This is a genomic window from Kitasatospora sp. CM 4170, from assembly GCF_032110285.1.
Lineage (GTDB): Bacteria > Actinomycetota > Actinomycetes > Streptomycetales > Streptomycetaceae > Kitasatospora > Kitasatospora aburaviensis.
The window spans coordinates 8,011,288-8,036,034 of the sequence record NZ_CP134877.1; the positions used below are offsets into that span (position 1 = coordinate 8,011,288).

The 24,747-nt window shown below is 74.9% G+C and carries 24 protein-coding genes; 19 read left to right on the forward strand and 5 right to left on the reverse strand.

Annotated features, from left to right (window positions below; genetic code table 11):
• Positions 1 to 2: 2 nt before the first annotated feature.
• From RMN57_RS33285 to RMN57_RS33325, 9 genes are all read left to right on the forward strand, one after another.
• Positions 3 to 1,049 (forward strand): SDR family oxidoreductase, encoded by a 1,047-nt coding sequence (locus RMN57_RS33285; protein ID WP_313767008.1) that lies wholly within the window; start codon positions 3 to 5, stop codon positions 1,047 to 1,049.
• Entirely contained in the window at positions 1,046 to 2,287 is a 1,242-nt protein-coding gene (locus RMN57_RS33290) for an aminotransferase class III-fold pyridoxal phosphate-dependent enzyme (protein WP_313767009.1), read from the forward strand. The genes RMN57_RS33285 and RMN57_RS33290 overlap by 4 nt, the downstream gene beginning before the upstream one ends.
• The gene (locus RMN57_RS33295) at positions 2,284 to 2,739 is read left to right on the forward strand and encodes an SRPBCC family protein (protein ID WP_313767010.1); all 456 of its coding nucleotides are present in this window, start codon (positions 2,284 to 2,286) and stop codon (positions 2,737 to 2,739) included. Before RMN57_RS33290 ends, RMN57_RS33295 begins: the two co-directional genes overlap by 4 nt.
• Before the next feature lie 5 nt (positions 2,740 to 2,744).
• A complete protein-coding gene (locus RMN57_RS33300) occupies positions 2,745 to 4,484 on the forward strand; it encodes a condensation domain-containing protein (RefSeq protein ID WP_313768049.1) in 1,740 nt (579 codons plus the stop codon).
• Entirely contained in the window at positions 4,481 to 5,245 is a 765-nt protein-coding gene (locus RMN57_RS33305; RefSeq protein WP_313767011.1) for an alpha/beta fold hydrolase, read from the forward strand. The genes RMN57_RS33300 and RMN57_RS33305 overlap by 4 nt, the downstream gene beginning before the upstream one ends.
• Positions 5,246 to 5,399: 154 nt before the next feature.
• Positions 5,400 to 6,743 carry a salicylate synthase gene (locus tag RMN57_RS33310; RefSeq protein WP_313767012.1) on the forward strand — a complete coding sequence of 448 codons (1,344 nt, stop codon included), beginning with the start codon at positions 5,400 to 5,402 and terminating at the stop codon, positions 6,741 to 6,743.
• Positions 6,744 to 6,811: 68 nt separating this feature from the next.
• Positions 6,812 to 8,467 (forward strand): AMP-binding protein, encoded by a 1,656-nt coding sequence (locus tag RMN57_RS33315; RefSeq protein ID WP_313767013.1) that lies wholly within the window; start codon positions 6,812 to 6,814, stop codon positions 8,465 to 8,467.
• A 167-nt stretch (positions 8,468 to 8,634) separates the two neighbouring features.
• Entirely contained in the window at positions 8,635 to 9,861 is a 1,227-nt protein-coding gene (locus RMN57_RS33320; protein ID WP_313767014.1) for a 3-deoxy-7-phosphoheptulonate synthase, read from the forward strand.
• 129 nt (positions 9,862 to 9,990) lie between these two features.
• A complete protein-coding gene (locus RMN57_RS33325; protein ID WP_313767015.1) occupies positions 9,991 to 10,806 on the forward strand; it encodes an MOSC domain-containing protein in 816 nt (271 codons plus the stop codon).
• A 13-nt stretch (positions 10,807 to 10,819) separates the two neighbouring features.
• Here RMN57_RS33325 and RMN57_RS33330 read toward each other — a convergent pair whose 3' ends face one another.
• Both RMN57_RS33330 and RMN57_RS33335 read right to left on the reverse strand, forming a co-directional pair.
• On the reverse strand, positions 10,820 to 11,719 hold the full coding sequence (locus RMN57_RS33330; protein ID WP_313767016.1) for a M56 family metallopeptidase: 900 nt from the start codon (positions 11,717 to 11,719) through the stop codon (positions 10,820 to 10,822).
• Positions 11,716 to 12,084 (reverse strand): BlaI/MecI/CopY family transcriptional regulator, encoded by a 369-nt coding sequence (locus RMN57_RS33335; RefSeq protein ID WP_238864766.1) that lies wholly within the window; start codon positions 12,082 to 12,084, stop codon positions 11,716 to 11,718. Before RMN57_RS33335 ends, RMN57_RS33330 begins: the two co-directional genes overlap by 4 nt.
• 274 nt (positions 12,085 to 12,358) lie before the next feature.
• Here RMN57_RS33335 and RMN57_RS33340 point away from each other — a divergent pair, with 274 nt between their 5' ends.
• From RMN57_RS33340 to RMN57_RS33355, 4 genes are all read left to right on the forward strand, one after another.
• A complete protein-coding gene (locus tag RMN57_RS33340) occupies positions 12,359 to 14,785 on the forward strand; it encodes a collagenase (protein WP_313767017.1) in 2,427 nt (808 codons plus the stop codon).
• Between the two features lie 181 nt (positions 14,786 to 14,966).
• The gene (locus RMN57_RS33345) at positions 14,967 to 15,551 is read left to right on the forward strand and encodes a dihydrofolate reductase family protein (RefSeq protein WP_313767018.1); all 585 of its coding nucleotides are present in this window, start codon (positions 14,967 to 14,969) and stop codon (positions 15,549 to 15,551) included.
• Between the two features lie 89 nt (positions 15,552 to 15,640).
• The gene (locus tag RMN57_RS33350; protein WP_313767019.1) at positions 15,641 to 16,012 is read left to right on the forward strand and encodes a cupin domain-containing protein; all 372 of its coding nucleotides are present in this window, start codon (positions 15,641 to 15,643) and stop codon (positions 16,010 to 16,012) included.
• A gap of 72 nt (positions 16,013 to 16,084) precedes the next feature.
• On the forward strand, positions 16,085 to 16,669 hold the full coding sequence (locus tag RMN57_RS33355; RefSeq protein ID WP_313767020.1) for a DUF6434 domain-containing protein: 585 nt from the start codon (positions 16,085 to 16,087) through the stop codon (positions 16,667 to 16,669).
• Positions 16,670 to 16,696: 27 nt separating this feature from the next.
• Here the strand turns inward: RMN57_RS33355 and RMN57_RS33360 are convergent, their stop codons facing one another.
• Positions 16,697 to 17,530: a LysR family transcriptional regulator gene (locus RMN57_RS33360; protein WP_313767021.1), complete on the reverse strand. Its 834-nt coding sequence runs from the start codon at positions 17,528 to 17,530 to the stop codon at positions 16,697 to 16,699.
• Between the two features lie 68 nt (positions 17,531 to 17,598).
• Here RMN57_RS33360 and RMN57_RS33365 point away from each other — a divergent pair, with 68 nt between their 5' ends.
• Positions 17,599 to 18,294: an SDR family NAD(P)-dependent oxidoreductase gene (locus RMN57_RS33365; RefSeq protein ID WP_313767022.1), complete on the forward strand. Its 696-nt coding sequence runs from the start codon at positions 17,599 to 17,601 to the stop codon at positions 18,292 to 18,294.
• Positions 18,295 to 18,358: 64 nt separating this feature from the next.
• Here the strand turns inward: RMN57_RS33365 and RMN57_RS33370 are convergent, their stop codons facing one another.
• Together RMN57_RS33370 and RMN57_RS33375 are read right to left on the reverse strand one after the other, a co-directional pair.
• Positions 18,359 to 19,171 (reverse strand): serine aminopeptidase domain-containing protein, encoded by an 813-nt coding sequence (locus RMN57_RS33370; RefSeq protein ID WP_313767023.1) that lies wholly within the window; start codon positions 19,169 to 19,171, stop codon positions 18,359 to 18,361.
• Between the two features lie 245 nt (positions 19,172 to 19,416).
• Entirely contained in the window at positions 19,417 to 19,770 is a 354-nt protein-coding gene (locus tag RMN57_RS33375) for a DUF6401 family natural product biosynthesis protein (protein ID WP_313767024.1), read from the reverse strand.
• 185 nt (positions 19,771 to 19,955) lie between these two features.
• Between RMN57_RS33375 and RMN57_RS33380 the strand changes: the two genes are divergently transcribed.
• From RMN57_RS33380 to RMN57_RS33400, 5 genes are all read left to right on the forward strand, one after another.
• On the forward strand, positions 19,956 to 20,882 hold the full coding sequence (locus RMN57_RS33380) for an LLM class F420-dependent oxidoreductase (protein WP_313767025.1): 927 nt from the start codon (positions 19,956 to 19,958) through the stop codon (positions 20,880 to 20,882).
• Positions 20,883 to 21,077: 195 nt separating this feature from the next.
• Positions 21,078 to 21,800 carry an AAA family ATPase gene (locus RMN57_RS33385; RefSeq protein WP_313767026.1) on the forward strand — a complete coding sequence of 241 codons (723 nt, stop codon included), beginning with the start codon at positions 21,078 to 21,080 and terminating at the stop codon, positions 21,798 to 21,800.
• A 299-nt stretch (positions 21,801 to 22,099) separates the two neighbouring features.
• Positions 22,100 to 23,113: a zinc metalloprotease gene (locus RMN57_RS33390; protein WP_313767027.1), complete on the forward strand. Its 1,014-nt coding sequence runs from the start codon at positions 22,100 to 22,102 to the stop codon at positions 23,111 to 23,113.
• A 294-nt stretch (positions 23,114 to 23,407) separates the two neighbouring features.
• The gene (locus RMN57_RS33395) at positions 23,408 to 23,851 is read left to right on the forward strand and encodes a universal stress protein (protein WP_313767028.1); all 444 of its coding nucleotides are present in this window, start codon (positions 23,408 to 23,410) and stop codon (positions 23,849 to 23,851) included.
• Between the two features lie 41 nt (positions 23,852 to 23,892).
• Positions 23,893 to 24,729 carry a DNA-formamidopyrimidine glycosylase family protein gene (locus RMN57_RS33400; protein ID WP_313767029.1) on the forward strand — a complete coding sequence of 279 codons (837 nt, stop codon included), beginning with the start codon at positions 23,893 to 23,895 and terminating at the stop codon, positions 24,727 to 24,729.
• Positions 24,730 to 24,747 lie beyond the last annotated feature (18 nt).

Consider the following 24,747-nt stretch of genomic DNA (forward strand, 5'->3'; position numbering starts at 1 on the left):
TCATGAGTGTCACTGTGAAGCCCCGCGCGACCGTCCTGCTCACCGGAGCGAGCGGCGTCGTCGGCCGGGCGGTGCTGGAGCGGCTCGCCGACCACACCGTCGTCTGCCTCACCCACCGCAATCCGGTGGCCGCCCCGCAGGCGGTCGGCGTCGCCGGCGACCTGACCCGCCCGTACTTCGGCCTGGAGCGGGCGGCCTACGAGGAGCTCGCCGACCGGGTCGACGCGGTCGTGCACTGCGCCGCCGTCACCGGCTTCGGCGTCGACGCGCGCCTGACCGAGGACCTCAACGTCCGCGGCACCGAGGGCGTCCTGGCCTTCGCCCGGCGGGCGGGTGCGGTGCTGCACCACGTCAGCACGGCCTTCGTCACCCGTCGCGACCTCGCCCGGGACGGCAGCAGCACGGCCCGGCCCGAGGTCTACCTGGACAGCAAGCGCCGCGCGGAGCAGGCGCTCCTGGACTCCGGCGCGGCCGTGAACGTGATCCGCCCCTCGGTGGTGATCGGTGACTCGGTCACCGGCCGGATCTCCCAGTTCCAGGGCCTGCACGCGATCGCCGGCGCGCTGCTGAAGGGCGTCCTCCCGATGCTGCCGCTCGACCCCGGCAACCGGATCGACTTCGTCCCGCAGGACCTGGTCGCCGGCGTGATCGCCGCCCTGGTGCGGGCCGGGACGACCGGCGGCGAGTACTGGGTCACCGGGGGCGCGGACGCCCCGACCGCACGGCGGGTCGTCGAGCTGGGCCTGGAGCTCGGCCGCAGCCTCGGCCTGGAGCCGGAGCGGCCGCGCTTCGTCGAGCCGGACATGGTGGACCGGCTGATCCGGCCGGTCTTCCTCGACGCCCTGCCGCGCAGCGGTCGGCGCCGGGTCGACGACATGCTCGCGATGACGGCGCTGTTCGACACCGCCGAGCCCTTCGCCAGCACCTACCACCACGCCCCCGGCGTCGAGCGGCTCTCCGCCGAGCGCCTGGAGGACGCCTTCACCGCCTCGATGCGCCACTACGCGCAGGAGAAGGGCCTGGTCCGGCCGAGCGAGGTGGCGGCATGACCGTGCAGACCGGGTGGTCGGAGCCGGCCATCCCCGAGCTCTACCGCCGCCACCTGAGCAGGGGCCGGGCCAGTCTGGCCGAGCTGACCGGCGGGGACCTCGAACTCTCCTCGCACGGCGCCTACGTGTACGGCGCCGACGGCCGCCGCTTCCTCGACTGCGGCGGGTACGGGGTGTTCCTCGTGGGGCACACCCACCCGGCCGTCGTCGAAGCCGTGGTGACGCAGGTCCGCACCCACCCGATGTCGACGAGGCTGCTGCTGGAGCCGACCGCGGCGCTCGCGGCGGCGGCCCTCGCCGGCGTCACGCCCGCCGGGCTCGACCGGGTCCACTTCGTCAACTCCGGTGCCGAGGCGGTCGAGGCGGCCGTCAAGCTGGCCCGGGCGCTCGGCAAACGGCGGCTGGTCTCGGCCCGGGGCGGCTTCCACGGCAAGACCATGGGGGCGCTCTCGCTCACCGCCAAGGAGCTCTACCAGGAGCCCTTCCGGCCGCTGCTGCCGGACGTCGCGCACGTGCCCTACGGCGACGCGTCCGCGCTCGCCGACGCCGTCGACGCGGACACCTGCGTCGTCCTCGAACCCGTCCAGGGCGAGGGCGGCGTGGTCGTCCCGCCGGCCGGCTACCTCACCGAGGTCCGGCGGCTCTGCACCGAGCGCGGGGCGCTGCTGGTCCTGGACGAGATCCAGACCGGCCTGGGCCGGCTGGGCACCTGGTGGGGAGCCGACCGCGAGCAGGTCGCCCCCGACGTGCTGCTGGTCGGCAAGGGCCTGAGCGGCGGGGTGGTGCCGGTCGCGGCCATGGTGGCCACCGACGCCGCCTACGAGCCGTTCAACCGCGACCCGTTCCTGCACACCTCCACCTTCGCGGCCTCGCCGATCGCGATGGCCGCCGCCCGCGCGGCCGTCGGGACGATCCGCACCGAGGGCATGGTCGAGCGCGCCGACGCGCTCGGCCGCACCCTGCTGGACGGCCTGGCCCGGATCGCCGCCGAGCGCTGCCCCGGGCTGGTCACCGAGGTCCGCGGCGCCGGGCTGCTGATCGGCGCCGAGTTCCGGGACGAGCACACCGCGGGCTCCTTCGTCCTCGAACTCCAGGACCGTGGCGTCCTGGTCAACCACAGCCTCAACGCCCACCGGGTGATCCGCTTCACCCCGCCCGCCGTACTCACCCAGAGCGACGTCGACTGGCTGTTCGCCGCCTTCGACGACGCGGCCACCACCCTGGAAGGAACGCTGTGACGCGACAGGTCACCCTGGAGGCCCTGGTCTCCGACGCCGACGCCGACACCGTCTTCGCCCGGCTCGCCGACTTCGAGCGCTACCCCGAGTTCACCGACGCCGTCCGCGAGGTCCGCGTCACCGAGCGCGCGGACGGCGTGATCGACTCCGAGTGGGCCGTCAACTTCCGCAACGGCATCCTGCGCTGGAGCGAGAACGAGGTGATCGACCCGGCCGCCCGGACCATCACCTTCGCCCAGACCACCGGGGACTTCGAGTCCTTCGACGGCACCTGGCGGGTGGAGGAGCGGGACGGCGGTGCGGTCGTCCGCTTCGACGCCGAGTTCGACCTGGGCATGGCCAGCCTCGCCGCGATCATCGACCCGATCGCCGAGCGCGCACTGGTCGAGAACCTGCAGCGCATCCTCACCGGCCTGAACGGGCCGTCCACCAGCTACCCCGGCCGGGCGTGAGCGCGATGGGCGCAGGAACCCCCCGCACCCCCGCCGCGGAGCTGTCGCTGGAGGACGTCCGGCAGGCCGTGGCCGGGCTGCTCCAGGCCGACCCCGGCACGATCGGCGACGCCGACAACCTGATCCGCCACGGCATGGACTCCATCCGGATGATGCGCCTGGCGGGCGGCTGGCGCCGCAGCGGCGCGGACGTCAGCTTCCAGAAGCTGGCCGAGACGCCGACCGTGGAGCAGTGGCACCGGCTCCTCACCGTCCCCGCCGCGGTGGCCGCGACCCCCGGGGCCACCGCGGCGGTCCGGCCGCCGGTCGAGACCGGCGCGCCCTTCGAGCTCACCCCGGTCCAGCGGGCGTACTGGATCGGCCGCGGCGACGACATGGCCCTCGGCGGCGTCGGGTGCCACGCCTACCTGGAGTTCGACGGCCACGCCGTCGAGCCGGGCCGGCTGGAGGCGGCGGTCCGTCAGGTCTCCGAGCGGCACGGCATGCTGCGGGCGACGTTCCTCGACGACGGGCGCCAGCAGATCCTCGACCGCAGCCCGTGGCCGGGCCTCACCGTCCACGACCTCACGGCGGCCGGTGAGCCGGGCGGCGCCGCGGCGGCCGATCCGGCGGCCGACCCGGCGGGCGATGCGGTGGAGCAGGGTCTCGCGGCGGTGCGGGCCGGGCTGTCGCACCGCCGGCTCGACGTCGCCGCCGGCGAGGTGTTCGACGTCCAGCTCTCGCTGCTGCCCGGCGGCCGGACCAGGATCCACCTCAACATCGACCTCCTGGTCGCGGACGTCGCCAGCATCGAGGTGCTGCTCGCCGACCTCGCCACGGCCTACGCCGCCCCGGAGCGGCTCGCCCCGGTGGGCGACTACGGCTTCGCGCAGTACCTGGCGGACTACCGGGCCTCGGCGGGCAGCCCCGCCGATCCCGCCGGCCCGCTCGCCGCGGCCCAGCGGTACTGGAAGGAGCTGCTGCCGGAACTGCCCACCGGCGGACCGCGGTTGCCGCTGGCCAAGCGGCCCGAGGAGCTCGGCCGGACGCGCTTCTCCCGCCGCAGCTTCGTGCTCGGGGCGCAGGAGTGGCAGCGCATCACCGCCCGGGCCCGCGAGCACGGCCTCACCACCGCGATGGTGCTCGCCGCCGCCTACGCGGAGGTCCTCGGCGCCTGGAGCGAGGAGCCCGCCTTCCTGCTCAACGTGCCGCTCTTCGACCGGCAGCCGCTCGACCCGGCGGTGGCCGGCATGATCGCGGACTTCACCAACCTGGTGCTGCTGCCGGTGGACCTGAGCCGGCCCGCGCCCTTCGCCGAGCGGGTGCGCGGACTCCAGCGCTCCGTCCAGCGGAACGCCTCGCACGCCCAGTACTCGACGCTGAACGTCCTGCGGGACCTGCGGCGCGCCCACGGCGGCCGGCGGGTCGGGGCCCCGGTGGTGTTCGCCTGCAACCTCGGCTCGGAGTTCGTCGCCCCCGCGTTCCGGGCCGAGCTCGGCGAGCTCACCTGGATGCTCTCCCAGACGCCCCAGGTCTGGCTGGACCACCAGGTGTACCGCACCGACGACTCGGTGCAGCTCGCCTGGGACGCCGTGGACGAGCTGTTCCCGGCGGGGCTGCTGGACGCCATGCTGGGCGCCTACCGGGCGCTGCTGGAGCGGCTGGGCGGACCGGAGGACCGCTGGCACCTGCCCGCCGAGGTGGCGGCCGGGGCGGCTCAGGACCGCGGCGCTGCCGCGTCGACGGCCGCCGGGGCCGTGCGATGACCGCGGCGGTCGTGGCGGAGTCCCGCTGGCTCCGGCGCTTCCACCCGGCGGACGGCGCGCAGGCCCGGCTGGTCTGCCTCCCGCACGCCGGCGGGGCGGCCGGGTACTGGTTCCCGCTCTCCGAGCGGCTCGCCCCCGGGGTCGAGACGCTCGCCGTGCAGTACCCGGGGCGTCAGGACCGCCGGGCGGAGCCGGGGCTGGGCGACATCGCCGAGCTCGCCGACGGCGTCGTCGAGGCGCTGCTGCCGCTGCTGGACGGGCGGCCGCTGGCCCTGCTCGGCCACAGCATGGGCGCCGTCCTGGCCTACGAGGCGGCCCGGCGCCTGGAGCACGAGGCCGGTTCCCGGCCCGACGTGCTCTTCACCTCCGGCCGCCGCGCCCCCTGCCGGCGCCGCGAGGAGAACGTCCACCGGCAGCCGGACCAGGCGCTGCTGGCCGAGCTGCGCGAGCTGGGCGGCACCGCCCCCGAACTGCTCGACGACCGCGACGTCATGGCGCTCCTGCTGCCCTCCGTCCGCCGCGACTACCAGGCGATCGAGACCTACCGGCACCGCCCCGGCCCGGAGCTGAGCTGCCCGATCACCGTGCTGACCGGCGCCGACGACCCCCGGACCACGGTCGACGAGGCGCGCGACTGGCGGCGGCACACCTCCGGCGACTGCACCGTCGAGGTCTTCCCCGGCGGCCACTTCTTCCTCGGGGACCACCTGGCGGAGGTGGCCGCCCTGGTCACCACCCGGCTGCCGCCGCTCCGGCGGTAGGCCCCCACCGGGGGCCACCGACGGCCCCGGCCCGCCCCGCCGGGCCGGGGACCGCACCCACCCCCACCACCCCCACCACCCCCGCCCGCCCCACGCCGGCACCGCGCCGGCGGCCCCACCCGCCCGCATTGGCACCCGAAACGAGGGAGCAACCATGAACCGGTACCAGGACCTGACCGTCGACGGGCCGTTCGACCCGCTGGTCACCGCCACCGCGCTCGCCCGCGCGGGTCTCTTCGACAGCCACGTCGTCTACGAACGCGAACAGGAGTGGTGTTACGCGGGCGGAGCCCTCGCCGAGCTCGTCCTCGACGCCGACCGGCTCCGGGTGCGCTTCGACGGCGAGGAGACCGTCGAGCCGCTCGGCGACCGCCCGCTCGCCCAGGTCGGCGCGGCCCTGCAGCGCCTCCCGATCGCCGGCTGGAACGCCTACGGCTGGCTGGCCTTCGAGCTCAGCTACCTGGCCCACCGCCGGGCCGACATCCCGGCCGGCGCGCCGCTGCTCCACGTGGTCGTGCCGCAGACCGAGGTCCGGCTGCGCGCCGACCGGGCCGTGGTCCGGACGACCGGACAGCTGCCGGCGGACGACGTCCGTCGCTTCCTGGCGAACGTCCCGGCCGAGCCGGCCCGGACGCCGGCCCCCGTCGCGGTGGACGGCTACGGTGCGGAGATGTACCAGAAGTCGGTCGCCGTCGCCGTGGACGACATCCGCCGCGGCGAGCTGCAGAAGGTGATCCTCTCCCGGCCGGTCCCGATCGCCGGGCCGGTCGACCTGCCCGCGACCTACGTGCACGGCCGCCGCCACAACACCCCCGCGCGGTCCTTCCTGCTCGACCTCGGCGGCTGGCGCGCGGCCGGCTTCAGCCCGGAGACCGTGGTCGAGGTGGACGACGACGGCGCCGTCTCCACCCAGCCCCTGGCCGGCACCCGGGCGTTCGGGCTCGGCGCCGAGCAGGACGCCCGCCTCCGCGAGGAGCTGCTCGGCGACGCCAAGGAGATCTTCGAGCACGCCATCTCGGTGAAGCTGGGCTACGAGGAGCTGCTCACCGTCTGCGACCCCGACTCGGTGGTGGTCGGGGACTTCATGACCGTCAAGCCCCGCGGCAGCGTCCAGCACCTCGGCTCCCGGGTACTCGGGCAGCTCGCCCCCGGCCGGACCGCCTGGGACGCCCTGGCCGCGCTCTTCCCGGCGATCACCGCCTCCGGGGTGCCCAAGGAAGCCGCCTACGAGCGCATCGTCCGCCTGGAGCCGAGCGCCCGCGGGCTGTACTCCGGCGCCGTCCTGACCGCCTCCAGCAACGGCTCGATGGACGCGGCCCTGGTCCTGCGCGCCCTCTACGAGCAGGACGGCCACGCCTGGCTACGGGCCGGCGCGGGCATCGTCGGCGACTCCGTCCCCGCCCGCGAACTGGAGGAGACCCGCGAGAAGCTGTCCAGCGTGGCCCCGCACGTGATCGGCGCCGGCCCGGCCGCCGAGGCCCCCGCCCCCGCCGCCTGACCCGCCACCGACCACCGACCCGACGACCGACCCGACGACCGACCGGACTACAGAGGGAGCCGAATCAGATGCTTGCGGGTTTCACGCCGTGGCCGGAGGAGCAGGCGCAGCGGTACCGGGAGGAGGGCTACTGGCAGGACGTCACGATCGGCGGCCTGCTCACCACCTGGGCGGACGCCCACGGCGACGCCGTGGCCGTCACGGCCGGCGACCGCCGGGTGAGCTACCGGGAGCTGGACGGCTGGGCCCACCGGCTGGCCGGCGGCCTGCGGCGGCTCGGCATCGCGCCGGGCGACACCGTCCTCCTCCAGCTGCCCAACGTGGTCGAGTTCCTGCCCGTGTTCTTCGCGCTCTGCCGGATCGGCGCCCTGCCCGTGCTGGCGCTGCCCGCCCACCGGGAGCACGAGATCGGCGCACTGGCCGAACTGACCGGGGCGAGCGCGTACGTGATCGCCGACCAGGACCTCGGGTTCGACTACCGCGAGCTGGCCCGCCAGGTCCGGCGCCGGGCCCCCGGCCTCCAGCACGTGGTGGTGGCCGGGGACGCCGCCGAGTTCGTCCCGCTGGCGAGCCTGGACGCACCGGAAGGGGCGGGCGGAGACGCCGGGGTGGCCGCCGGGGCGGACGGCTCCGGGCCGGCCCCGGCGCGCCCGGACGCCGAGGACGTGGCGTTCTTCCTGCTCTCCGGCGGCACCACCGGGCAGCCCAAGCTCATCCCGCGCACCCACGCCGACTACGCCTACAACGTCCGGGCCAGCGCCGAGGTCTGCGAACTGGGCCGGGACACCGTCTACCTGGCCGCCCTGCCGGTCGCGCACAACTTCGCGCTCGGCTGCCCCGGGGTGCTCGGCACGCTGCACGCCGGCGGCCGGATCGTGCTCACCACCGACGCGAGCCCGGACACCGCCTTCGCCCTGATCGAGCGGGAGGGCGTCACGGTCACGGCCCTCGTCCCGCCGCTGGCACTGCTCTGGATGCAGGCCGTGGAGTGGCTGGACGACGACCTCGCCACCCTGGAACTGCTCCAGGTCGGCGGGGCCAAGCTGCCGGCCGAGGCCGCCCGCCGGGTGCGCGGCACCCTGGGCTGCACGCTGCAGCAGGTCTTCGGGATGGGCGAGGGGCTGCTCAACTACACCCGGCTCGACGACCCGGACGAGCTGGTCGCCACCACACAGGGCCGGCCGCTCTCCCCGGCCGACGAGCTCCGGGCGGTCGACGAGCAGGGCCGCGAGGTGGCGCCCGGCGAGGCCGGACAGCTGCTCACCCGCGGCCCCTACACCCTGCGCGGCTACTACCGGGCGGGGGAGCACAACGCCACGGCCTTCACCCCGGACGGCTTCTACCGCACCGGCGACCTGGTGCGGCTGCTGCCGAACGGGTACGTGGTCGCGCTCGGCCGGACCAAGGAGGTGATCAACAAGGGCGGCGAGAAGGTGGCCGCCGAGGAGCTGGAGAACGAGCTGCTGGCCCACCCGGCCGTCCGCGAGGTGGCCGTCGTGCCGGTGCCCGATCCCGACTTCGGTGAGCGGATCTGCGCGTTCGTCGTCGCGCCCGGCGTGGGCCTGGGTCTCGCCGAGGCGGTCGACTTCCTGGTCGAGCGCGGCCTCGCCACCTACAAGCTGCCCGACCGCCTGGTGGTCGTCGCCGCCCTGCCGCTGACCACGGTCGGGAAGGTGAACAAGCGGGCGCTGACGGACCGCCTGGCGGCCGAAGCGGTGGGGTGAGTCGCCGGCGTCCGGGTCACCGGCCGCCGCACCGTCGGACCACCGGCACAGCACCGTCGGACCACCGGCGAAGCACCGTCAGACCGTCCACGCAGCGCCGCAGCACCGTCGCCCGGACCGCAGCAGCACCGACCAGTCCATCGGATCCATCGGAGAGAGAACCGCTGATGTCTTCCTTCCCGGCCGAGGGCCCGAGAGTTCTCGCCGACGACGAACCGCTGCTCTGGGACCTGCTGCCCGCCGCGCAGCAGCCCGACTGGCGGGACCACGCCGCCTACCGGCCGACCCGCCGCGCCCTGCTGCAGGCCGCGCCGCCGGTGCTCTTCCCCGAGACGGCCGAGCTGCACCGGAGCCTGGCCGAGGTCGCCGCCGGCGGGGCCTGGCTGCTGCAGGTCGGTGACTGCGCGGAGAGCCTCGCCGAGCAGACGCCCGGCCACCTCGCCGCCCGGCTGGCCGTCCTGGACGCGCTCGGCGACCGGCTCGCCGACCGGACGGGCGGGCGGGTCGTCCGGGTCGGCCGTATCGGCGGGCAGTTCGCCAAGCCGCGCTCGGCACCCACCGAGCTGCACGGCGGCGTCGAACTCCCGGTTTTCCGGGGACACCTGGTCAACTCCGAGGAGCCCACCCCGGAGGCCCGCCGGCACGACCCCCGGCGGATGCTGCTCGCCCACCGGGCCGGTGCACGGGTGTGCGAGCAGCTGCGCCGGATCCGGCGCGAACGGGCCGGGACGGACGCCGGCCGGCCCGCGGCCGGGCCCTGGGCCAGCCACGAGGCGCTGGTCGTCGACTACGAGGGCCCGCTGGTGCGCCCCGCCCCCGGCGGCGGCGAGTACCTCGCCTCGACCCACCTGCCCTGGGTCGGGGAGCGGACCAGACAGCCCGACGCGGCGCACGTCGAGCTGCTCGCCGCGGTCCGCAATCCGGTCGCCTGCAAGGTCGGACCGACCGCGAGCCCGGCCGACGTCCTCGCGCTCTGCCGGCGGCTCGACCCCGAACGCACCCCCGGCCGGCTCACCCTCATCCTGCGGTTCGGCCGCGCCGAGGTCGACCGGGTGATGCCGGACCTCGTCGACGCCGTCCGGCGGGCCGGCCACCCCGTGGTGTGGACGACCGACCCGATGCACGGCAACACCGTGCGCGCGGCCGGCGGCCTCAAGACCCGGCACCTGCGGGCGATCGCGGAGGAGGCCGCCGCCTTCCGCCGCGTCCTCGAACGCCGCGGCCGGCACGCCGGGGGCCTGCACCTGGAGACGGCCGCGACCGACGTCACCGAGTGCCTCGGCGGGAACGTCCGGACCGAGGCGTCGCTGACCGACCGCTACCAGACCCTGTGCGATCCGCGGCTCAACCCCGAACAGGCGAACGAGCTGATCGACCTCCTCTACCCCGCGTAGGGTCTGCGGAGTGGGGCCCGGGGCGTCCGCACACGGTCCCTCCGCACAAGTCCCTCCACGCAAGGGCCTCCGCACAAGTCCCTCCACGCAAGGGCCTCCACGCAAGGTCCCTCGAAAGGCAGGACCCTCTTGAAGGACACGGCCATCCCCGTCGGCACGGTCGGGGAACTGTGGCGCTACCCCGTGAAGTCGATGCTCGGTGAGCGCCTGCCCGCCGCCGACGTCACCGACCGCGGCATCGACGGCGACCGACGACACGCGCTGCTCGACCCGCACACCGGCAGGGTGGCCAGCGCCAAGAACCCGCGCCTGTGGCGCAACCTGCTCTCCCTCACGGCGGCGACCACCGCCGACGGCGTGCGGATCACCGACGCGGACGGTACCGAGCTCGGGCCCGAGGGCCTGTCGGCGGCGGTCGGCCGCCCGGTCGCGCTCGTCGCCGAACCCCCGGCGGAGGCCACCCTGGACCGGGCCGAGCCCGACGAGGTGCTGCGCGGCGGCCCGGACGCCGAAGTCCCGCTGCACGCCATCCGGTTGCCCGCCGGCACCTTCTTCGACCACTCGCCCCTGCACCTGCTGACCACGGCCACCGTCGACCGGATCGGCGAGCTGAGCCCGAACGGCCCGGTGGACCTGCGGCGCTACCGGCCGAACCTGGTGATCCGCACCGCCGGAAGCGGCTTCGTCGAGAACGCCTGGATCGGCCGGGAGCTGGCCGTCGGACCGCGGCTGCGCCTGCGGATCACCGTCCCCACCCCGCGCTGCGCCGTCCCCACCCTCGCCCACGGGCCGCTGCCCCGGGACCCGGAGGCGCTGCGGGTGCCGGCCCGGCACAACCGGCTGGAGCCGCTGCCGGGGATGGGCCCGCACCCCTGCGCGGGCGTGCACGCCCAGGTGCTCGCCCCCGGCCGGATCACCGAGGGCGACCACGTCCTGCTGGTCTAGCCGGTGCGCCGGCTCAGCCGAGCACGGGCCCGCAGGTCAGGAAGTAGGGGAGCGCCGCGGCGGCCACGCCGAGTAGCAGGACGGCGCAGCGCGCGGCCGGATGGAGCGGGGCGCTCGGGCGCAGCAGCCGCCGCAGCCGGACCAGCACGGCCGCGCCGTCGGCCGCGAAGGCCGACTGCGGGGTGGCGCCCGTCGCCACCTCGCACATCGCGTCCGCGAGCGCCCGCGCCGAGGAGGTGCGCAGCGCACGGTCGTCGCAGGCCATCTCGACCAGCTCGGCGGTCCGTTCGCGGGCGGCGCGGGCCAGCGGCAGGATGCGGTAGGCGCGGCCGAAGGCCTCGGCGGCGGCCATCGCGATGTGGTGGCGGTCGGTCAGGTGGGCCCGTTCGTGGGCCAGGACGGCCTGCAGCTGCGCGCTGGTCAGGGTGTCGAGGGCGGCGCTGGTCAGGACCACCCGGGCGGGCCGGCCGGGCAGGCAGTAGGCGGCCGGGCGGTCGTGGTCCAGGACGACGGCGCCCAGCTCGGGCGCGGGCCGGCCGACCAGGTCGAGCAGTCGGGCGTGGCGGCGCCGCCGGCGGCGGGCGGAGACGGTGACCGCCGTGAACCAGGCCGCCGGCCAGAGTGCGGTGAGGCCGACCGGCACCAGCAGTCCGAGCCCTTCCGGGCCGCCGGCGGCGTGCGGCTCGCCAAGCCACTGCTCGGCCGCTCCGAGCAGCCCGTGCAGGTGCCGCCCGGACGAGGTGACGTGGTACCAGGCGAGTGCGACGGTGACGATGAAGGCCGCCATCAGCACCTGCCAGAGCAGGATCGCCGTGCGCGGGGCGCGCAGCGGCCACCGGGCCCGGGCGAGCAGGGGAGGGACGGCGAATGCGAGGACGGCGGCGTACCCGGTGAGGACGAGGGAGCCGATCACTCCGGGTCGCCGCTGGTGAGCGCCCGCAGCGCCTGGCGGAGTGCCTCCTGCTCCTCCGGGGCGATCTGCTCCACGAAGTGGGCCAGGGCGCTGGAGCGGTCGGTGCTGGAGCCGAGGGCGTCCTGCATGAGCGCGGCGGTGTACGACTCCCGGCTGCGGGTCGGCTCGTAGAGCCAGGCCCGGCGCTGCTTCTCCCGGCGGAGCACGCCCTTGCCGTGGAGCGTGTCGGCCACGGTCATCACCGTGGTGTACGCGAGGGGGCGTTCCCGGTTGAGGTCCTCGACGAGCTCGCGCACGGTCGCGGGCCGGCCCCAGCTCCACAGGCGGTCCATGATCTGCGCTTCCAGATCCCCCAGCCGTCGCACTCCCGGTTCGCTCCCCGTCTCGTCGCTGCCGTTCCGGCCACGCGCCGTGGACGGTCTTCCCGGCCATCGTAGACGGACCTGACGCGGCCCCAAAAGACGGCCGTGCGCAAGCCCTTGTTGGTGCAATTTCACATTGCTATGTTACCGCTCGCACCGCCAGCGATGACGAACACCCCCACCGGCCACCCCTCGGTGGCCCTTCCCGGGTCGGCGGGCCACGGCCGCCGCCGACCGTCCTGCACCACTCCCTCCGCCCCCACTTTCAGGAGAACCGGTGTCAACTCGCCGTACCGCGCGCCGAGTCCTGCTGGCCGCCACCCTGGCAGCCGCCCTGACGCTGCCCGCCCTGCAGAGCGCCCAGGCCCTCACGCCGGCCGCCGCTCCGGCCGCCGCTCCGGCCGCGGCGTCCCAGAACACGTCGGCCCAGGCCGCGCCGGCCCAGGCCGCGCCGGCCCAGGACGCGCCGCAGACCACCGCCTACGACGAGGTGGACCACCTCGGGGACTCCGCGCCCAAGGCCGGCACCGCCGCGCCCGCACCGGGCGGCGGCTCGCTCGGCGACTCGCTGATCCCCGGACTGCTGCCCGACCACGTGGGCGCCCCCGCCCCGACCGCCGACCAGGCCACCGGCGCGCCCGCCGCGGCGCCCGCCCCGGTCACCGCGGCCGGCGTCCCGTGCACCCTCGACGGCATGACCGGCCTCGCCCCGGCGCAGCTGGCCGACTTCCTCACCGACCCCGCCGTCACGGCCGACGGCTGCCTCAAGTCCTTCCTGTGGACCTGGGACGCCCGCTTCGCCGTCACCATGGACGACGCCCACGTGCAGGCCGTCGCCGACCGGGCGACCGCCCTCGCCGCCGGCGACGACGGCACCGGCGCCTCCCACCTGTACGAACTGTGGACGTTCCTGCACGCCACCGCCTACCACGACTTCAACCACGCCGAGATCGACATCACCGACCCGGCCACCGGCGGCGCCGTCCAGCACGCCCTGGACGCCTACCGCACCAGCCCGCACGCCTTCGACCGCACCGACCTCGCGGCGCGGACCCTGCGCGAGGCCGCCATCACCGCCGGCAGCACGGGCCTGCGCCAGCGCAACCTCGACCTCGCCCGGCAGATCCTCGCCGTGCTCGCCCCCGGCACCGCCGTCGCGGACAACACCGAGTGGGGCAAGGCCGCGCTCCAGGCGCTCAACCTCAACTACCTGGGCATCTACAACCAGGACCAGGCGTTCATGGCGGCCGTCGCCGCCGACCCGCAGTACCGCGCCACCTTCCGCGCCTTCTCCTCCTACGGCCACCTCAAGGGCACCAAGAACGCCTGGGTCGCCCGCGACGCCATGGCCGAGTACGGCCGCTTCGGCCAGATAGCCGCCCTGCGCGCCGACGTCGTCGCCGACACGGGCGCCGTCCTGGACGCGACCAAGGCCGCCTTCGGCGAGTGGTCCGACCCGTGGGCGAAGCTGATCGGCTGGGCCGCCTACTACGGCGTGTGCGAGCAGTACGGCGTCTGCATCAGCCAGTTGGAGGCGCGCGTCTTCCCCAACACCTACACCTACGACAACGGCGCCATCGAGGTCCGCACCGCCCTCGACAAGGCCACCGTCGACCAGATGTACTACGCGAGCAAGCAGGTCAAGAGCCAGTTCTTCCGCGTTCTGGGCACCGACCAGCCGCTCGCCGGCGACCCCAACCCCACCCTGCACATCCACCTGTACGCCTCGCGCGCCGACTACGAGGTCTACCACCCCGTCCTCACCGGCTACTCCACCGCCAACGGCGGCGTCTACATCGAGCGCGGCGCCACCTTCTACACGTACCAGCGCCGCGTCCCGCAGGACTCCCAGCTCACGCTGGAGGAGCTGTTCCGGCACGAGTACGTGCACTACCTGAACGGCCGCTGGGCCGTGCCCGGCTACTTCAACGAGCCGCGCTGGTACGCCAACGACAAGACCACGGCGATGGACGAGGGCACCGCCGAGTTCTTCGACGGCTCCACCCGCGAGGACGGCATCCTGGTGCGCAAGTCCCTGGTGCGCAAGCTCGCCGCCGACGAGGCCAAGGGCATCCCGCGGCTGACGGTCGACCAGCTCATCCACCGCACCTACCAGGACACCCCGGCCTTCCACTTCTACAACTACGCCGGGACCTTCTTCGAGTTCCTCTGGATCGAGCACCCGACCCTGCTCCGCGAGATGTACGGGCACCTGCGCGCCGACGACCCGGCCGGCTTCGACGCCTGGCGCAACCGGGTCGGCGCCGACGCGGACCTCCAGGCCGAGTACAACGCCTTCCTCGACGAGCAGATCCGCAACGTCGACAGCCTCTACGTGCCGTCCACCTCCTTCGTCCCCAACGACCGGCTCAACCTCGCCACCCCCGCCGCCGTCCAGGCCGCCTTCGCCAAGGCCACCTGGTCCACCCCCGACTGCAAGGACACCGGCGACCCGACCGGCAAGCCGGCCCGCTTCGTCTGCAGCGGCCGGATCACCGCCAACCTCGCCGACTCCACCGACCCGGACGAGGTGTTCCGCAACATGGGCGACACCGTCGACTACTTCATCCTCACCCGCACCCGGGACGTCGCCGGGGCCAACAACCTCAACGACATGAACTGCACCTTCGGCAAGGTCGACATCTGGACCAACGGCAAGGCCGGCACCTCCGACTACACCTGCGAGGGCCCGCTGCGCCGCTGACCATCGACACCCCCCGCCCGGGCGGCGGGGCCGGCAACCGCCGGTCCCGCCGCCCGCGGCGTTCCCGCACGGATGCCGTCCCTCAAACTTATGCTCATCGTAAAATTACTCTTGACGTCTGATAGTGGAACTGCGTAAAGTTCTGCTCGTCGCAAAGTTCGTCTCGTGGAACGGATCCTGTATGCGCAAGCTCACCTACTTCATCGCCGCCACGGTCGACGGCTTCATCGCCGGGCCGGGCGGGGACTTCGACTTCCTCCTCGAACAGCTCACCGAGGACTTCCTCCCGTACCTGCTCACCGAGTGGCCGGAGACCATGCCCACCGCGGCCCGTGCCGCCTTCGGGATCGCCGAGGCTCCCAACGCCCGCTTCGACACCGTCCTGATGGGTCGCGGCACCTACGACCCGGGCCTCGCGATCGGCCAGACCAGCCCGTACGCCCACCTGCGGCAGATCGTGTTCTCCCGCAGCCTCACCACGAGCCCGGACCGGGCGGTGGAGGTCGTCGCCGACGACCCGCTCGCCGTGGTGCGCAAGCTCAAGCAGGAGGAGGGTCTGGGCATCTGGCTCTGCGGTGGGGCCGACCTCGCCGGTCAGCTGCTGCCCGAGATCGACGAACTGGTCGTCAAGCAGTACCCGGTCCTCGCCGGCAGCGGCATCCCGCTCTTCCGCACCGGCTTCGCCCCGCGCAACCTCGCCCTCACCGGCACCCGCACCTTCGAGGGCGGCACCGTCGTCCTCACGTATGCGAAGTCGCCCGCGTAGCAGCGGTCCCGCCGGTGCCCTGCACACCGTCCGTCTCTCGAAGTGCCCTACCTGATCCGGTCCACCGATCTCAGCCACAGGAGCCCGCCTTGCGCGTCATCACCCCCAACGCCGACAACGTCACCGAGTCGCCCAACGCCCGCATGACCGGCCTCGCCGCCCCCAGCCGCGGCAGCGCCGAACTGAGCACCTGGACCGTCGAGATGGCGGCCGGGCAGACCGGCCCGGAGCACGTCATCGACCGGGAACAGGTCTGGACCGTCACCGCGGGCGTTCTCGAAGTCACCTGCGACGCCCGCACCGAGCGGGTCGCGGCCGGTCAGACCTTCGTCCTCCCGCCGCACGTGATCCGCCGGATCCACGCCCCGGAGGCCGCCGAGGCCCACGTCGCCATGCGCGCCGACGGCGTGGCCTCCGTCCCCGGGGCCGAGGGCACCCGGGTCCTGCCCTGGGCCCGGTGACCCCGGCGCCCCGGTCCGGCCGGCCGCACCCACCGCGGTCCGCCCCGGGCCGGGCCCGGCAGAATGGCGGTCATGAACGAGAACGGGAACGCCGGTGCGACCGTCGCCGAGTCGAGACCGCCGCTGACGGCCGGTCTCACCGGGGCCGAGCTGCAGCGCTGGTACTGGACGCTGGACGAGCTCACCGGTCTCGCCCGGACGATGGGCGTCGCGCGCTCCGGCGGCAAGGCGGCGCTCACCACCCGGCTCGCGGCGGCGCTGGACGGCCGGCCGCTGCCGGCCGCCCCGGCCCGCCGCCGACCGGCGGCCGCGCAGTTGGCCGGGCCCGTCGACGGCGGCACCGTGATCCCGCCCGGCCAGCGGTGCAGCCAGGTCCTGCGGGGGTACTTCGTCGAGGAGATCGGCCCCGGCTTCCACTTCGACGCCTTCATGCGCGAGTTCATCGCCCGGAGCCCCGGCCGGACCCTGGCGGACGCGGTGGCCCACTGGCACGCCACCCGCCCGGACGCGGCCCGGCCGCGCGAGATCGCGGAGCAGTTCGAGTTCAACCGCTTCACCGCCGCCTGGCACCGCCGGAACCCGGCCGGCACCCGCGCCCAGGCGCGCGAGGCCTGGTTCGCCCACCGTGCGCTCCCCAGGACGCCCGGCGGGGCCTGACCGTCGACCGCACCCGGCCGGGCGCGGTCAGGCGGAGACCGGGGGAGTGGCCGCGGCGCGGCGCAGCGCGCCGGTGGCGACGGCCAGGAACTCCGGTACCGGGTCCGCGCAGTCGCGCTCCGGCACCGCCAGGCAGGTCTCGACGGGCGGGAAGTCGGTGACGGGCAGGTAGCGCAGGTCGGAGCGGGAGTACGAGCCGGAGACGCTCGCCGGGACCAGCGCGATGCCCTGCCCGGAGGCGATGAGCTCGAACTTCTCCTCCAGCGAGGAGGTGCGCCGCGTCCGGGAGTCGAGGATCGGCTCGCCGTCGAGATCGGCCGTGGTGAGGGCGGGGCGATCGGCCAGCGGATGCGTCACGGGCAGGCACGCGACCTTGCTCTCCCGCCCGATGGGGACGGTGCGCAGCCCCGCGTCGTCGAAGGGGCGCCGCAGGAAGCCCACGTGTGCGCGGCCGTCGCGCAGCGGCGCGTCCTGCTCCCACCAGCGCAGCGGGAGGACGTCGACCGCGACCTCCGGGCGGCGGGCGGTGAACGCCCGGACCGCCACCGACACGTGCAGGCCGGGCGAGAAGGCGACGACCAGCCGCTGCTCGCCCCGCGCGGCCTCCTGGACGCGCCGCAGGGCGGTGTCCACCACGCCGGCGATCCGCCGCGCCTCCTCGTACAACTGCCGCCCGGCCGTGGTGAGTTCGACGCTGCGCGTGGTCCGGGTGAACAGCGCGCAGCCCAACTCCTGCTCGAAAGCCCGGATCTGGCGGCTGAGGACCGGTTGGGTGATGAACAACTCCTGGGCCGCCCGGCCGAATTGCCCGTGCTCGGCCACCGCGGTGAAGTAGCGGAGTTTGCGCAGGTCCAGATCCATGCCCCCACGGTATCAATGCGCCCGGAAGGGCATTGGACGCCCGGTCGGACGGCCCGGAGACTCGGATCATGACCGACACTCGCAAGACCGCCCTCGTCATCGGCGCCTCCCGGACCCTGGGCCTCGGGCTCGCCGCCGAGCTCCTCCGCCGCGGCTGGGACGTCATCGGCACGGTGCGCGGCGGCACACGCACCGGCCTCCACGACCTGGCCGACACCTCCGGAGGACGGCTGACCGTCGAGCACCTGGAGATGACCGATCCGGAGCAGACCGCGGCGCTGCGCGACCGGCTCGCCGGGCGCACCCTCGACCTGCTCTTCGTCAACGCCGCCGTCACCCGCGGCGACCTGCCGATCGGCGAGGTCCCGACGGACATGTTCACCGAGGTCATGGTGACCAACGCGCTCAGCCCGATGCGCGTCGTGGACGTCCTCGGCCCGCTGGTCGCACCGGCCGGGACCATCGGCGTGATGTCCTCCGACCAGGGCAGCATCACCCTGAACACCGACGGCGGACAGGACCTCTACCGGGCCAGCAAGTCCGCGCTGAACCAGCTGATGCGCTGCCACGCCGCCCGCCACGCCGCGGACACCCGGACGCTGCTGCTGATGGACCCGGGCTGGGTGCGCACCGAACTCGGCGGCCCCGAGGCCGAGCTGAGCGTGGAGGAGAGCGTCCCCGGGGTCGCGGAGACGATCGAACGCCACCGCGGGAAGCCCGGCCTCCACTTCGTCGACCACCGGGGGAACGTCGTGCCCTGGTAGTGGCCTCCGAGGCGGCCCCGGTCAGGTGCCGGTGGCCCGCGGTCAGGTGCCGGTGGCCCCCCGGTCAGGCGTCGGTGGGCAGGGCCGTGGGCGTGGGCCGGGGAGCCGGGGTGCGGGGCTGGGGCGGGAGGGGGAGGGCGAGCGCGTCGGCGGAGCCGGCGGGCAGGGCGAGGGCGGCGGCGGTCTCGGCGGGGAGGTCGCGCAGGCCGAGCAGGCCGGCGCCGAGGCGGGCGGTGGCGCGGTGCCAGTCGCCGATCCGCTGGAGCAGCGCATGGCCGCTGCCGGTCACCGTGTAGCCGCATACCCGGGCCCCGGCGGCGCGGCTGCGGGCGGCGAAGGCGAGCGTCTCGGCCGGGGGTGTCACCCGGTCGCGGTCGCCGTGCAGCATCAGGACGTCCCGGTCGGCGAGCTGGTCGCAGGCGTCCTCGGCCGGGCACCACGGTGCCAGGGCGATGACCCCGGTCACGTTCGGGTGGCCGGCCGCGTACAGCGCGGCGCGGCCGCCCATCGAGTGGCCGACCAGGACGGTGGGCACCCGGCCCAGCTCCTCGGCGAGGTCGCCGAGGGCGGCGCGGGTGTCCCGCCCTGCGTCGGCGCGCTCGCCGTTCCAGCCGCGGTGGCGGTAGCGGACGGTGCCGATCGCCACGCCGGCCCCGGCCGTCTCGCGGCGCAGCGCGCGGACGAACCCCTGCATCCGCAGGCCCGGCAGGTTGATCGGGCCCGGCCGGGAGAGGCTGTGCTCCTCGCCGCCGTGCAGCACGAGGACGGCGGCCGCCGGCCGCTCCGGCAGCTCGCGCCAGACCAGGGCGCGGTGCCCGCCCGTGCCGGCCTCGCGGCCGGTTCCGACCGTGTGCGCCGTGTCGCCGTCCCTGCTCATCCGCTACCGCCCCGCCCTGCTCTCCGTCCGTGGACCGCCACTGTACGCGCCGGCGCCCCGGCTGCGCCCGGGTGGTTCCGGTGACGGTCAGGAGATGGCCAGGGGGCGATCAGGAAGCGACAAGGAAGCCCGCGGAGGCGGCGCCGGGGGACGGCGCGCAGGGGGCCCGGACGGCTCAGCGGGGCGGACGGCCAAGAGAGGGGCGGACGGCCAAGGGGTGCGGACGGCTCAGGGGTGCGGACGGCTCAGGGAGCGAGCAGGCCGTGCTCGCGCGCCAGCCAGCAGACCGCGGTGAGCCGGTGCACCGCGTAGTCGTACGCGGCCCGGTCCAGTCGGCCGCTCTCGGAGAGCGCGTCCAGCAGGCCGAGCGCGTAGTCCGACAGCTCGGTGCGGTCCAGGCGGCGGGGGAGCAGCTCGGGCCCCTGGGCGTAGAGCAGCTCGCGCACGGCCGTGGCGTGCTGGTCGACCGCCGCGACGAAGCCGGGCTCGACGGCAGGCCCGGCGAGCCGCGGGCCGAAGGCGGCGGCGATCCAGGGCAGGGGGCACCCCGCCGGCTGCTGGGCGGAGCGCCGGCGGAACTCGTCGGGCGTGGCGAACATCCGTCCACGGTAGGCGACCGGCCCGCCCGGCACGGCAGCCCGCGGCGGATCGGTGTTGAGACCTTGGCCACCCCGGGGAGACGGGCGGGTCCGGCCGGCGGCGGTCCGGCGGCGGTCCGACGCCGGTGCGGCGGGATCGGCGGATCGCCCCGGCGTACGGGGTGCTCTGTACCAGAATGGCCCTTATGGATCTTCGAATCTTCACCGAACCCCAGCAGGGCGCGAGCTACGACACGCTGCTCACCGTCGCCCGCACCGCCGAGGAGCTGGGCGCCTTCAGCGCCTTCTTCCGCTCCGACCACTACCTGAAGATGGGCGGCGTGAGCGGCCTGCCCGGCCCCACCGACGCCTGGATCACCCTGGCCGGGCTCGCCCGCGAGACCAGCACCATCCGTCTCGGCACCCTGATGACCGCCGCCACCTTCCGGCTCCCCGGGGTGCTCGCCATCCAGGTCGCCCAGGTCGACGCGATGAGCGGGGGCCGGGTCGAGTTCGGCCTCGGCGCCGGCTGGTACGAGGAGGAGCACACCGCCTACGGCGTCCCCTTCCCCAAGGAGAAGTTCGGCCGGCTGGAGGAGCAGCTGGCGATCATCACCGGGCTCTGGGGCACCAAGCTCGGCGACACCTTCGACTTCGAGGGTGAGTACTACCGGCTGACCGACTCGCCGGCGCTGCCCAAGCCGGCCCAGGAGAAGATCCCCGTCCTGGTCGGCGGTACCGGGCCGACCAGGACGCCGGCGCTGGCCGCCCGCTTCGCCGACGAGTTCAACCTGCCGTTCACCTCGATCGAGGGGAGCGCCGCCCAGTTCGGCCGGGTCCGGGCCGCCGTCGAGCGGGCCGGCCGCCGGGCGGACGACCTGGTGTACTCCAACGCCCTGGTCGCCTGCGTGGGCCGCGACGACGCCGAGGTGGCCCGCCGGGCGGCTGCGATCGGCCGCGAGGTGGACGAGCTGAAGGCGAACGGGCTGGCCGGCACCCCGGACGAGGTGGTGGAGAAGATCGGCCGCTACGCCGAGGTCGGCACCGAGCGGGTCTACCTGCAGATCCTGGACCTGGACGACCTCGACCACCTGGATCTGATCGCCTCCCGCGTCGCGCCGCAGCTGGGCTGACCGCTCCGGCGGCGCCGCGCGCCCGCCGAGGCCCCGGGACCCGGCCCCCGCCCGCCCGCCACCCCGGGTGGGCGGGGGTGCGGTCTTGTGGGCGGTCGGTGAAGAGCCTCGGCCGGACCGGCCTGAGCACTAGTCTTTACTCTCTCTTGAGCAGGGAAGGCTCCTTGCGAGGCGGAGGCCGGGGAGTCAGGGGGAGTGCCGGTGGTAGAGGTCGAGGTGTCCGGGACCGAGGCGCCCGTGCCGAGAGCCGTGGGCCGGGCCGGCGAGTGCCCGGCCGGGGAGTGCACGGCCGGGCCCGTGCTGCGCCCGCGCGGCCTGCACGACCTGCGCCGGGCGGCCCGGGGCGGTGCCGACGCCGCCGACGGCCCCGCCGACGCGCCGGCCGCCCTGCACTACCGCGCCGACGACCTGCTGGTCGTCTCCGGGCTGCCCGGCAGCGGCAAGAGCACCCTGATGCGCCGGTGCATCCGGGCCGGGCTGGTCGACTCCCAGCAGGTGCGGGAGGAGTTCGCGAAGCGGCTGCCCGCCCGGCTGCCGTACTTCGTCTACCGGCCGCTGGTCCGCGTCGCGCACTACCGAAGGCTGCGCCGTGCGGTGCTGGACGGCGGGCCGCTCGCGGTGCACGACTGCGGCGCGCTGCCCTGGGTGCGGCTCTGGCTGACCCGTGCGGCCGCGCGGCAGGGGCGGCGGGTGCACCTGATCCTGCTGGACGCCACGGTCGGTGAGGCCCGCGAAGGCCAGCGCGCCCGCGGTCAGGGGGTCTCGGCGTACGCGTTCGCCCGGCACCGGAAGGCCGCCGGGCGGCTGCGCCGCAGGCTGGCGGGGACGGGGGAGCCGCCCGCCGGGTGTGCGTCGGCCGTGGTACTCGACCGGGCCGGTGCGCGCGCCCTGCGGGAGATCGTCTTCGTGGCGTCGTAGTCTCGGCGAGGCGGTGCGGGGCCGTCCGCCGACCCGTCCGGGGTACCTCTCCGGAGCCCCGTCGGGCGGACGGCAAGTCAACTTTCGGACAACCCGGGGGCGTCACCCCATCGTTGGGCACCGGAAATGCTCCACCTGAGACCGGCGTCGATCGATCGGGCTTCCGGGCCCCGTCCGATTTGTCGTCAGAACTTTCAGGCCGAAAGAGAACTGACGCGTACACGCGGCCCTGCGTAGCCTTAGGATCCGGCGGCCCCCCAACGGCTGCCACCCCCCACAACTCCCTTTCAGGAGCGCAGATGCGTCGTTCTGCCCGCGTCCCCTCGCGTGTCCCCCGCAGATTCCTCAGCGCCGCCGCCCTCGTCGCCGCCCTCGGCCTCGGCCAGTTCGCCGCGCCGTCCGCGTTCTCCACCGCCGCCGCCCAGGCCCCCTCCGCGGCCCAGTGCGTCGGCGGCGAGAGCGGCGCGAGCCAGGACGCGGCCGCCCGCAAGCCCGCCGGCAGCGCCACGAGCCAGGAGCCCAACGCCGTCTCCGACGTCCAGGCCAAGGCCATGGACGTGGACCTGCAGGCCCGGCTCACCAAGCTGGCCAACTCCGCCCAGGGCAGTGCACTGCTCGCCCCCGGCACGCTGGCCGCCACCACCACCATCCCGGTGTACGTGCACGTCGTCCACTCCGGGTCGACCGGCAAGCTCAGCGCGACCACGATCGCCAAGCAGATCTCGGTCCTGAACGCCGCCTACAGCGGCCAGGGGGCCGGCAACACCCCCAGCCAGTTCCAGTTCCAGCTGGTCGCGACCGACTACACCGACAACGCGACCTGGTACAACGGCATCACCCCGGGCTCCTCGGCCGAGAAGTCGATGAAGACCTCGCTGCGCAAGGGCGGCTCCAACGCCCTCAACCTCTACACCGCCAAGCTCGGCCAGTCGCTGCTCGGCTGGGCGACCTTCCCGAGTTCGTACCGCTCGAACCCGTCCGACGACGGCGTGGTCATCCTCGACTCCTCGTTCCCCGGCGGCTCGGCCGCCAACTACAACGAGGGCGACACCGCCACCCACGAGGTCGGCCACTGGCTCGGGCTCTACCACACCTTCCAGGGCGGCTGCAGCGGCCAGGGCGACTACGTCTCCGACACCCCGGCCGAGAAGAGCGCCGCCTTCCAGTGCCCCACCGGCCGGGACACCTGCACCGCCACCGGGGTCGACCCGATCCACAACTTCATGGACTACACGTACGACTCCTGCATGACGCAGTTCACCGCCGGTCAGGTCGCCAGGATGGCCAACTCCTGGGCCGCCTACCGGGCCTGACGGCCGACGGGCCGTCTCCCGGGCCTCCCTGCCGCGTCCGGCGGGGTCCGTGAGGCGGCCGGCGGAGCGCCGTCCGCGAAACGCTGGCGGGTGCGCGGGTGATGGGACCCGTGCACCCGCCAGTACCAATTCCGCGGCCGGTCCGGCCACCGGCGTGCCAGTCTGCGGGTGAATGTTCGTATTGATCTATGTTTGGGGCGTCGAGTCGGCCTTCGGGCTTCCCTGGGCCGAGCGGGCCGGCCGCCCACCCGGTCGGGGAGCCGGGGCCGGGCAAACCGAGCAAGGAGCAGCGGCATGGCCAACAGTGCGCACCCCCGGATCGTCGTCGGCGTGGACAGCTCACCCGCCTCGGAGCAGGCGCTGCGCTGGGCCGTCGACTACGCCAAGCTGACCGGCGGCACCGTCCACGCCATCGCGGCCTGGGAGTACCCGGCGTTCTACGGCTGGAGCGGGCTCGGCACGCCCCCGCCCGAGGGGCTCAACCCCGAGGAGCTGGCCGGGCAGGCGCTCTCCGCCACGGTCCGGCGGGTGGCCGGGGACGACGCCGGCGTGCCGATCACCGAGGCCGTGATGCCGGGCAACGCCGCCAAGGCCCTGCTGGAGGCCGCGAAGGGCGCCGTGCTCGTCGTGGTCGGCAGTCGGGGCCTCGGCGGGTTCACCGGTGCGCTGCTCGGGTCGGTCAGCCGCCACCTCACCGAGCACGCGCCCTGCCCGGTCGTCGTGGTCCGCGAGGGCTAGGCCTGTCTTGTGGATCGGCCGTGCGGGGGCAGGATGGAGGCATGCCTGAAGGTGACTCCGTCTTCCGCGCGGCGGCCCGGCTGCACGAGGCCCTCGCCGGCCGGGTGCTGACCACCGCCGATCTGCGGGTGCCCGCCCACGCCACCGCCGGCCTCGCCGGCCGCCGGGTCCTGGAGGTCACCCCGCGCGGCAAGCACCTGCTCACCCGGTTGGAGGGCGGTCTCACCCTCCACACCCATCTGCGGATGGACGGCCGCTGGGAGGTCTACCGCCCCGGTGAGCGGTGGGCGGGCGGTCCCGCCTGGCAGATCCGCGCCGTCCTCGCCACCGAGGCCGGGACGGCGGTCGGCTACCGGCTGCCCGTCGTCGAACTTCTGCGCACCGCGGACGAGGAGCGCGCGGTCGGCCACCTCGGGCCGGACCTGCTCGGCCCCGACTGGGATCCGGCGGAGGCCGTGCGCAGACTGCTCGCCCACCCGGGCCGGCCGGTCGCCGAGGCGCTGCTCGACCAGCGCAACCTGGCCGGCATCGGCAACGTCTACGCCAACGAGCTCTGCTTCCTGGCCGGCGTCACGCCATGGACCGCGGTGGGCGAACTGCCGCGCGCGGACCGGCTGGTGGAGCGGGCGCGACAGTTGCTCGACGCCAACCGGCTGCGCGAGGGCCACATCACCACCGGCGACACCCGGCGCGGCTACCGGCACTGGGTGTACGGGCGGGCGGGGCGGCCGTGCCCGCGCTGCGGCACGCTGGTGCTGACGGCAAGTCAGGGCATGCCGCCGCAGGAGCGGGTGGCCTTCTGGTGCCCGTACTGCCAGCGCGGCCCGGCACCCGAGGCGGCCCGGCCCGGCGCGGGCGCCCGCCGCCCGACGCGCTGAGCGGGCCCGCCCGGGGGC

Excerpts from the sequence above, each read along its gene's own strand:
- RMN57_RS33315 (WP_313767013.1), top strand. The coding sequence starts at position 6,812 with ATGCTTGCGGGTTTCACGCCGTGGCCGGAGGAGCAGGCGCAGCGGTAC.
- RMN57_RS33370 (WP_313767023.1), bottom strand. The coding sequence starts at position 19,171 with ATGAGCAGGGACGGCGACACGGCGCACACGGTCGGAACCGGCCGCGAG.
- RMN57_RS33305 (WP_313767011.1), top strand. The coding sequence starts at position 4,481 with ATGACCGCGGCGGTCGTGGCGGAGTCCCGCTGGCTCCGGCGCTTCCAC.
- RMN57_RS33290 (WP_313767009.1), top strand. The coding sequence starts at position 1,046 with ATGACCGTGCAGACCGGGTGGTCGGAGCCGGCCATCCCCGAGCTCTAC.
- RMN57_RS33400 (WP_313767029.1), top strand. The coding sequence starts at position 23,893 with ATGCCTGAAGGTGACTCCGTCTTCCGCGCGGCGGCCCGGCTGCACGAG.
- RMN57_RS33380 (WP_313767025.1), top strand. The coding sequence starts at position 19,956 with ATGGATCTTCGAATCTTCACCGAACCCCAGCAGGGCGCGAGCTACGAC.
- RMN57_RS33320 (WP_313767014.1), top strand. The coding sequence starts at position 8,635 with ATGTCTTCCTTCCCGGCCGAGGGCCCGAGAGTTCTCGCCGACGACGAA.
- RMN57_RS33375 (WP_313767024.1), bottom strand. The coding sequence starts at position 19,770 with ATGTTCGCCACGCCCGACGAGTTCCGCCGGCGCTCCGCCCAGCAGCCG.
- RMN57_RS33390 (WP_313767027.1), top strand. The coding sequence starts at position 22,100 with ATGCGTCGTTCTGCCCGCGTCCCCTCGCGTGTCCCCCGCAGATTCCTC.
- RMN57_RS33285 (WP_313767008.1), top strand. The coding sequence starts at position 3 with ATGAGTGTCACTGTGAAGCCCCGCGCGACCGTCCTGCTCACCGGAGCG.
- RMN57_RS33395 (WP_313767028.1), top strand. The coding sequence starts at position 23,408 with ATGGCCAACAGTGCGCACCCCCGGATCGTCGTCGGCGTGGACAGCTCA.
- RMN57_RS33365 (WP_313767022.1), top strand. The coding sequence starts at position 17,599 with ATGACCGACACTCGCAAGACCGCCCTCGTCATCGGCGCCTCCCGGACC.
- RMN57_RS33345 (WP_313767018.1), top strand. The coding sequence starts at position 14,967 with ATGCGCAAGCTCACCTACTTCATCGCCGCCACGGTCGACGGCTTCATC.
- RMN57_RS33300 (WP_313768049.1), top strand. The coding sequence starts at position 2,745 with ATGGGCGCAGGAACCCCCCGCACCCCCGCCGCGGAGCTGTCGCTGGAG.
- RMN57_RS33310 (WP_313767012.1), top strand. The coding sequence starts at position 5,400 with ATGAACCGGTACCAGGACCTGACCGTCGACGGGCCGTTCGACCCGCTG.
- RMN57_RS33360 (WP_313767021.1), bottom strand. The coding sequence starts at position 17,530 with ATGGATCTGGACCTGCGCAAACTCCGCTACTTCACCGCGGTGGCCGAG.
- RMN57_RS33355 (WP_313767020.1), top strand. The coding sequence starts at position 16,085 with ATGAACGAGAACGGGAACGCCGGTGCGACCGTCGCCGAGTCGAGACCG.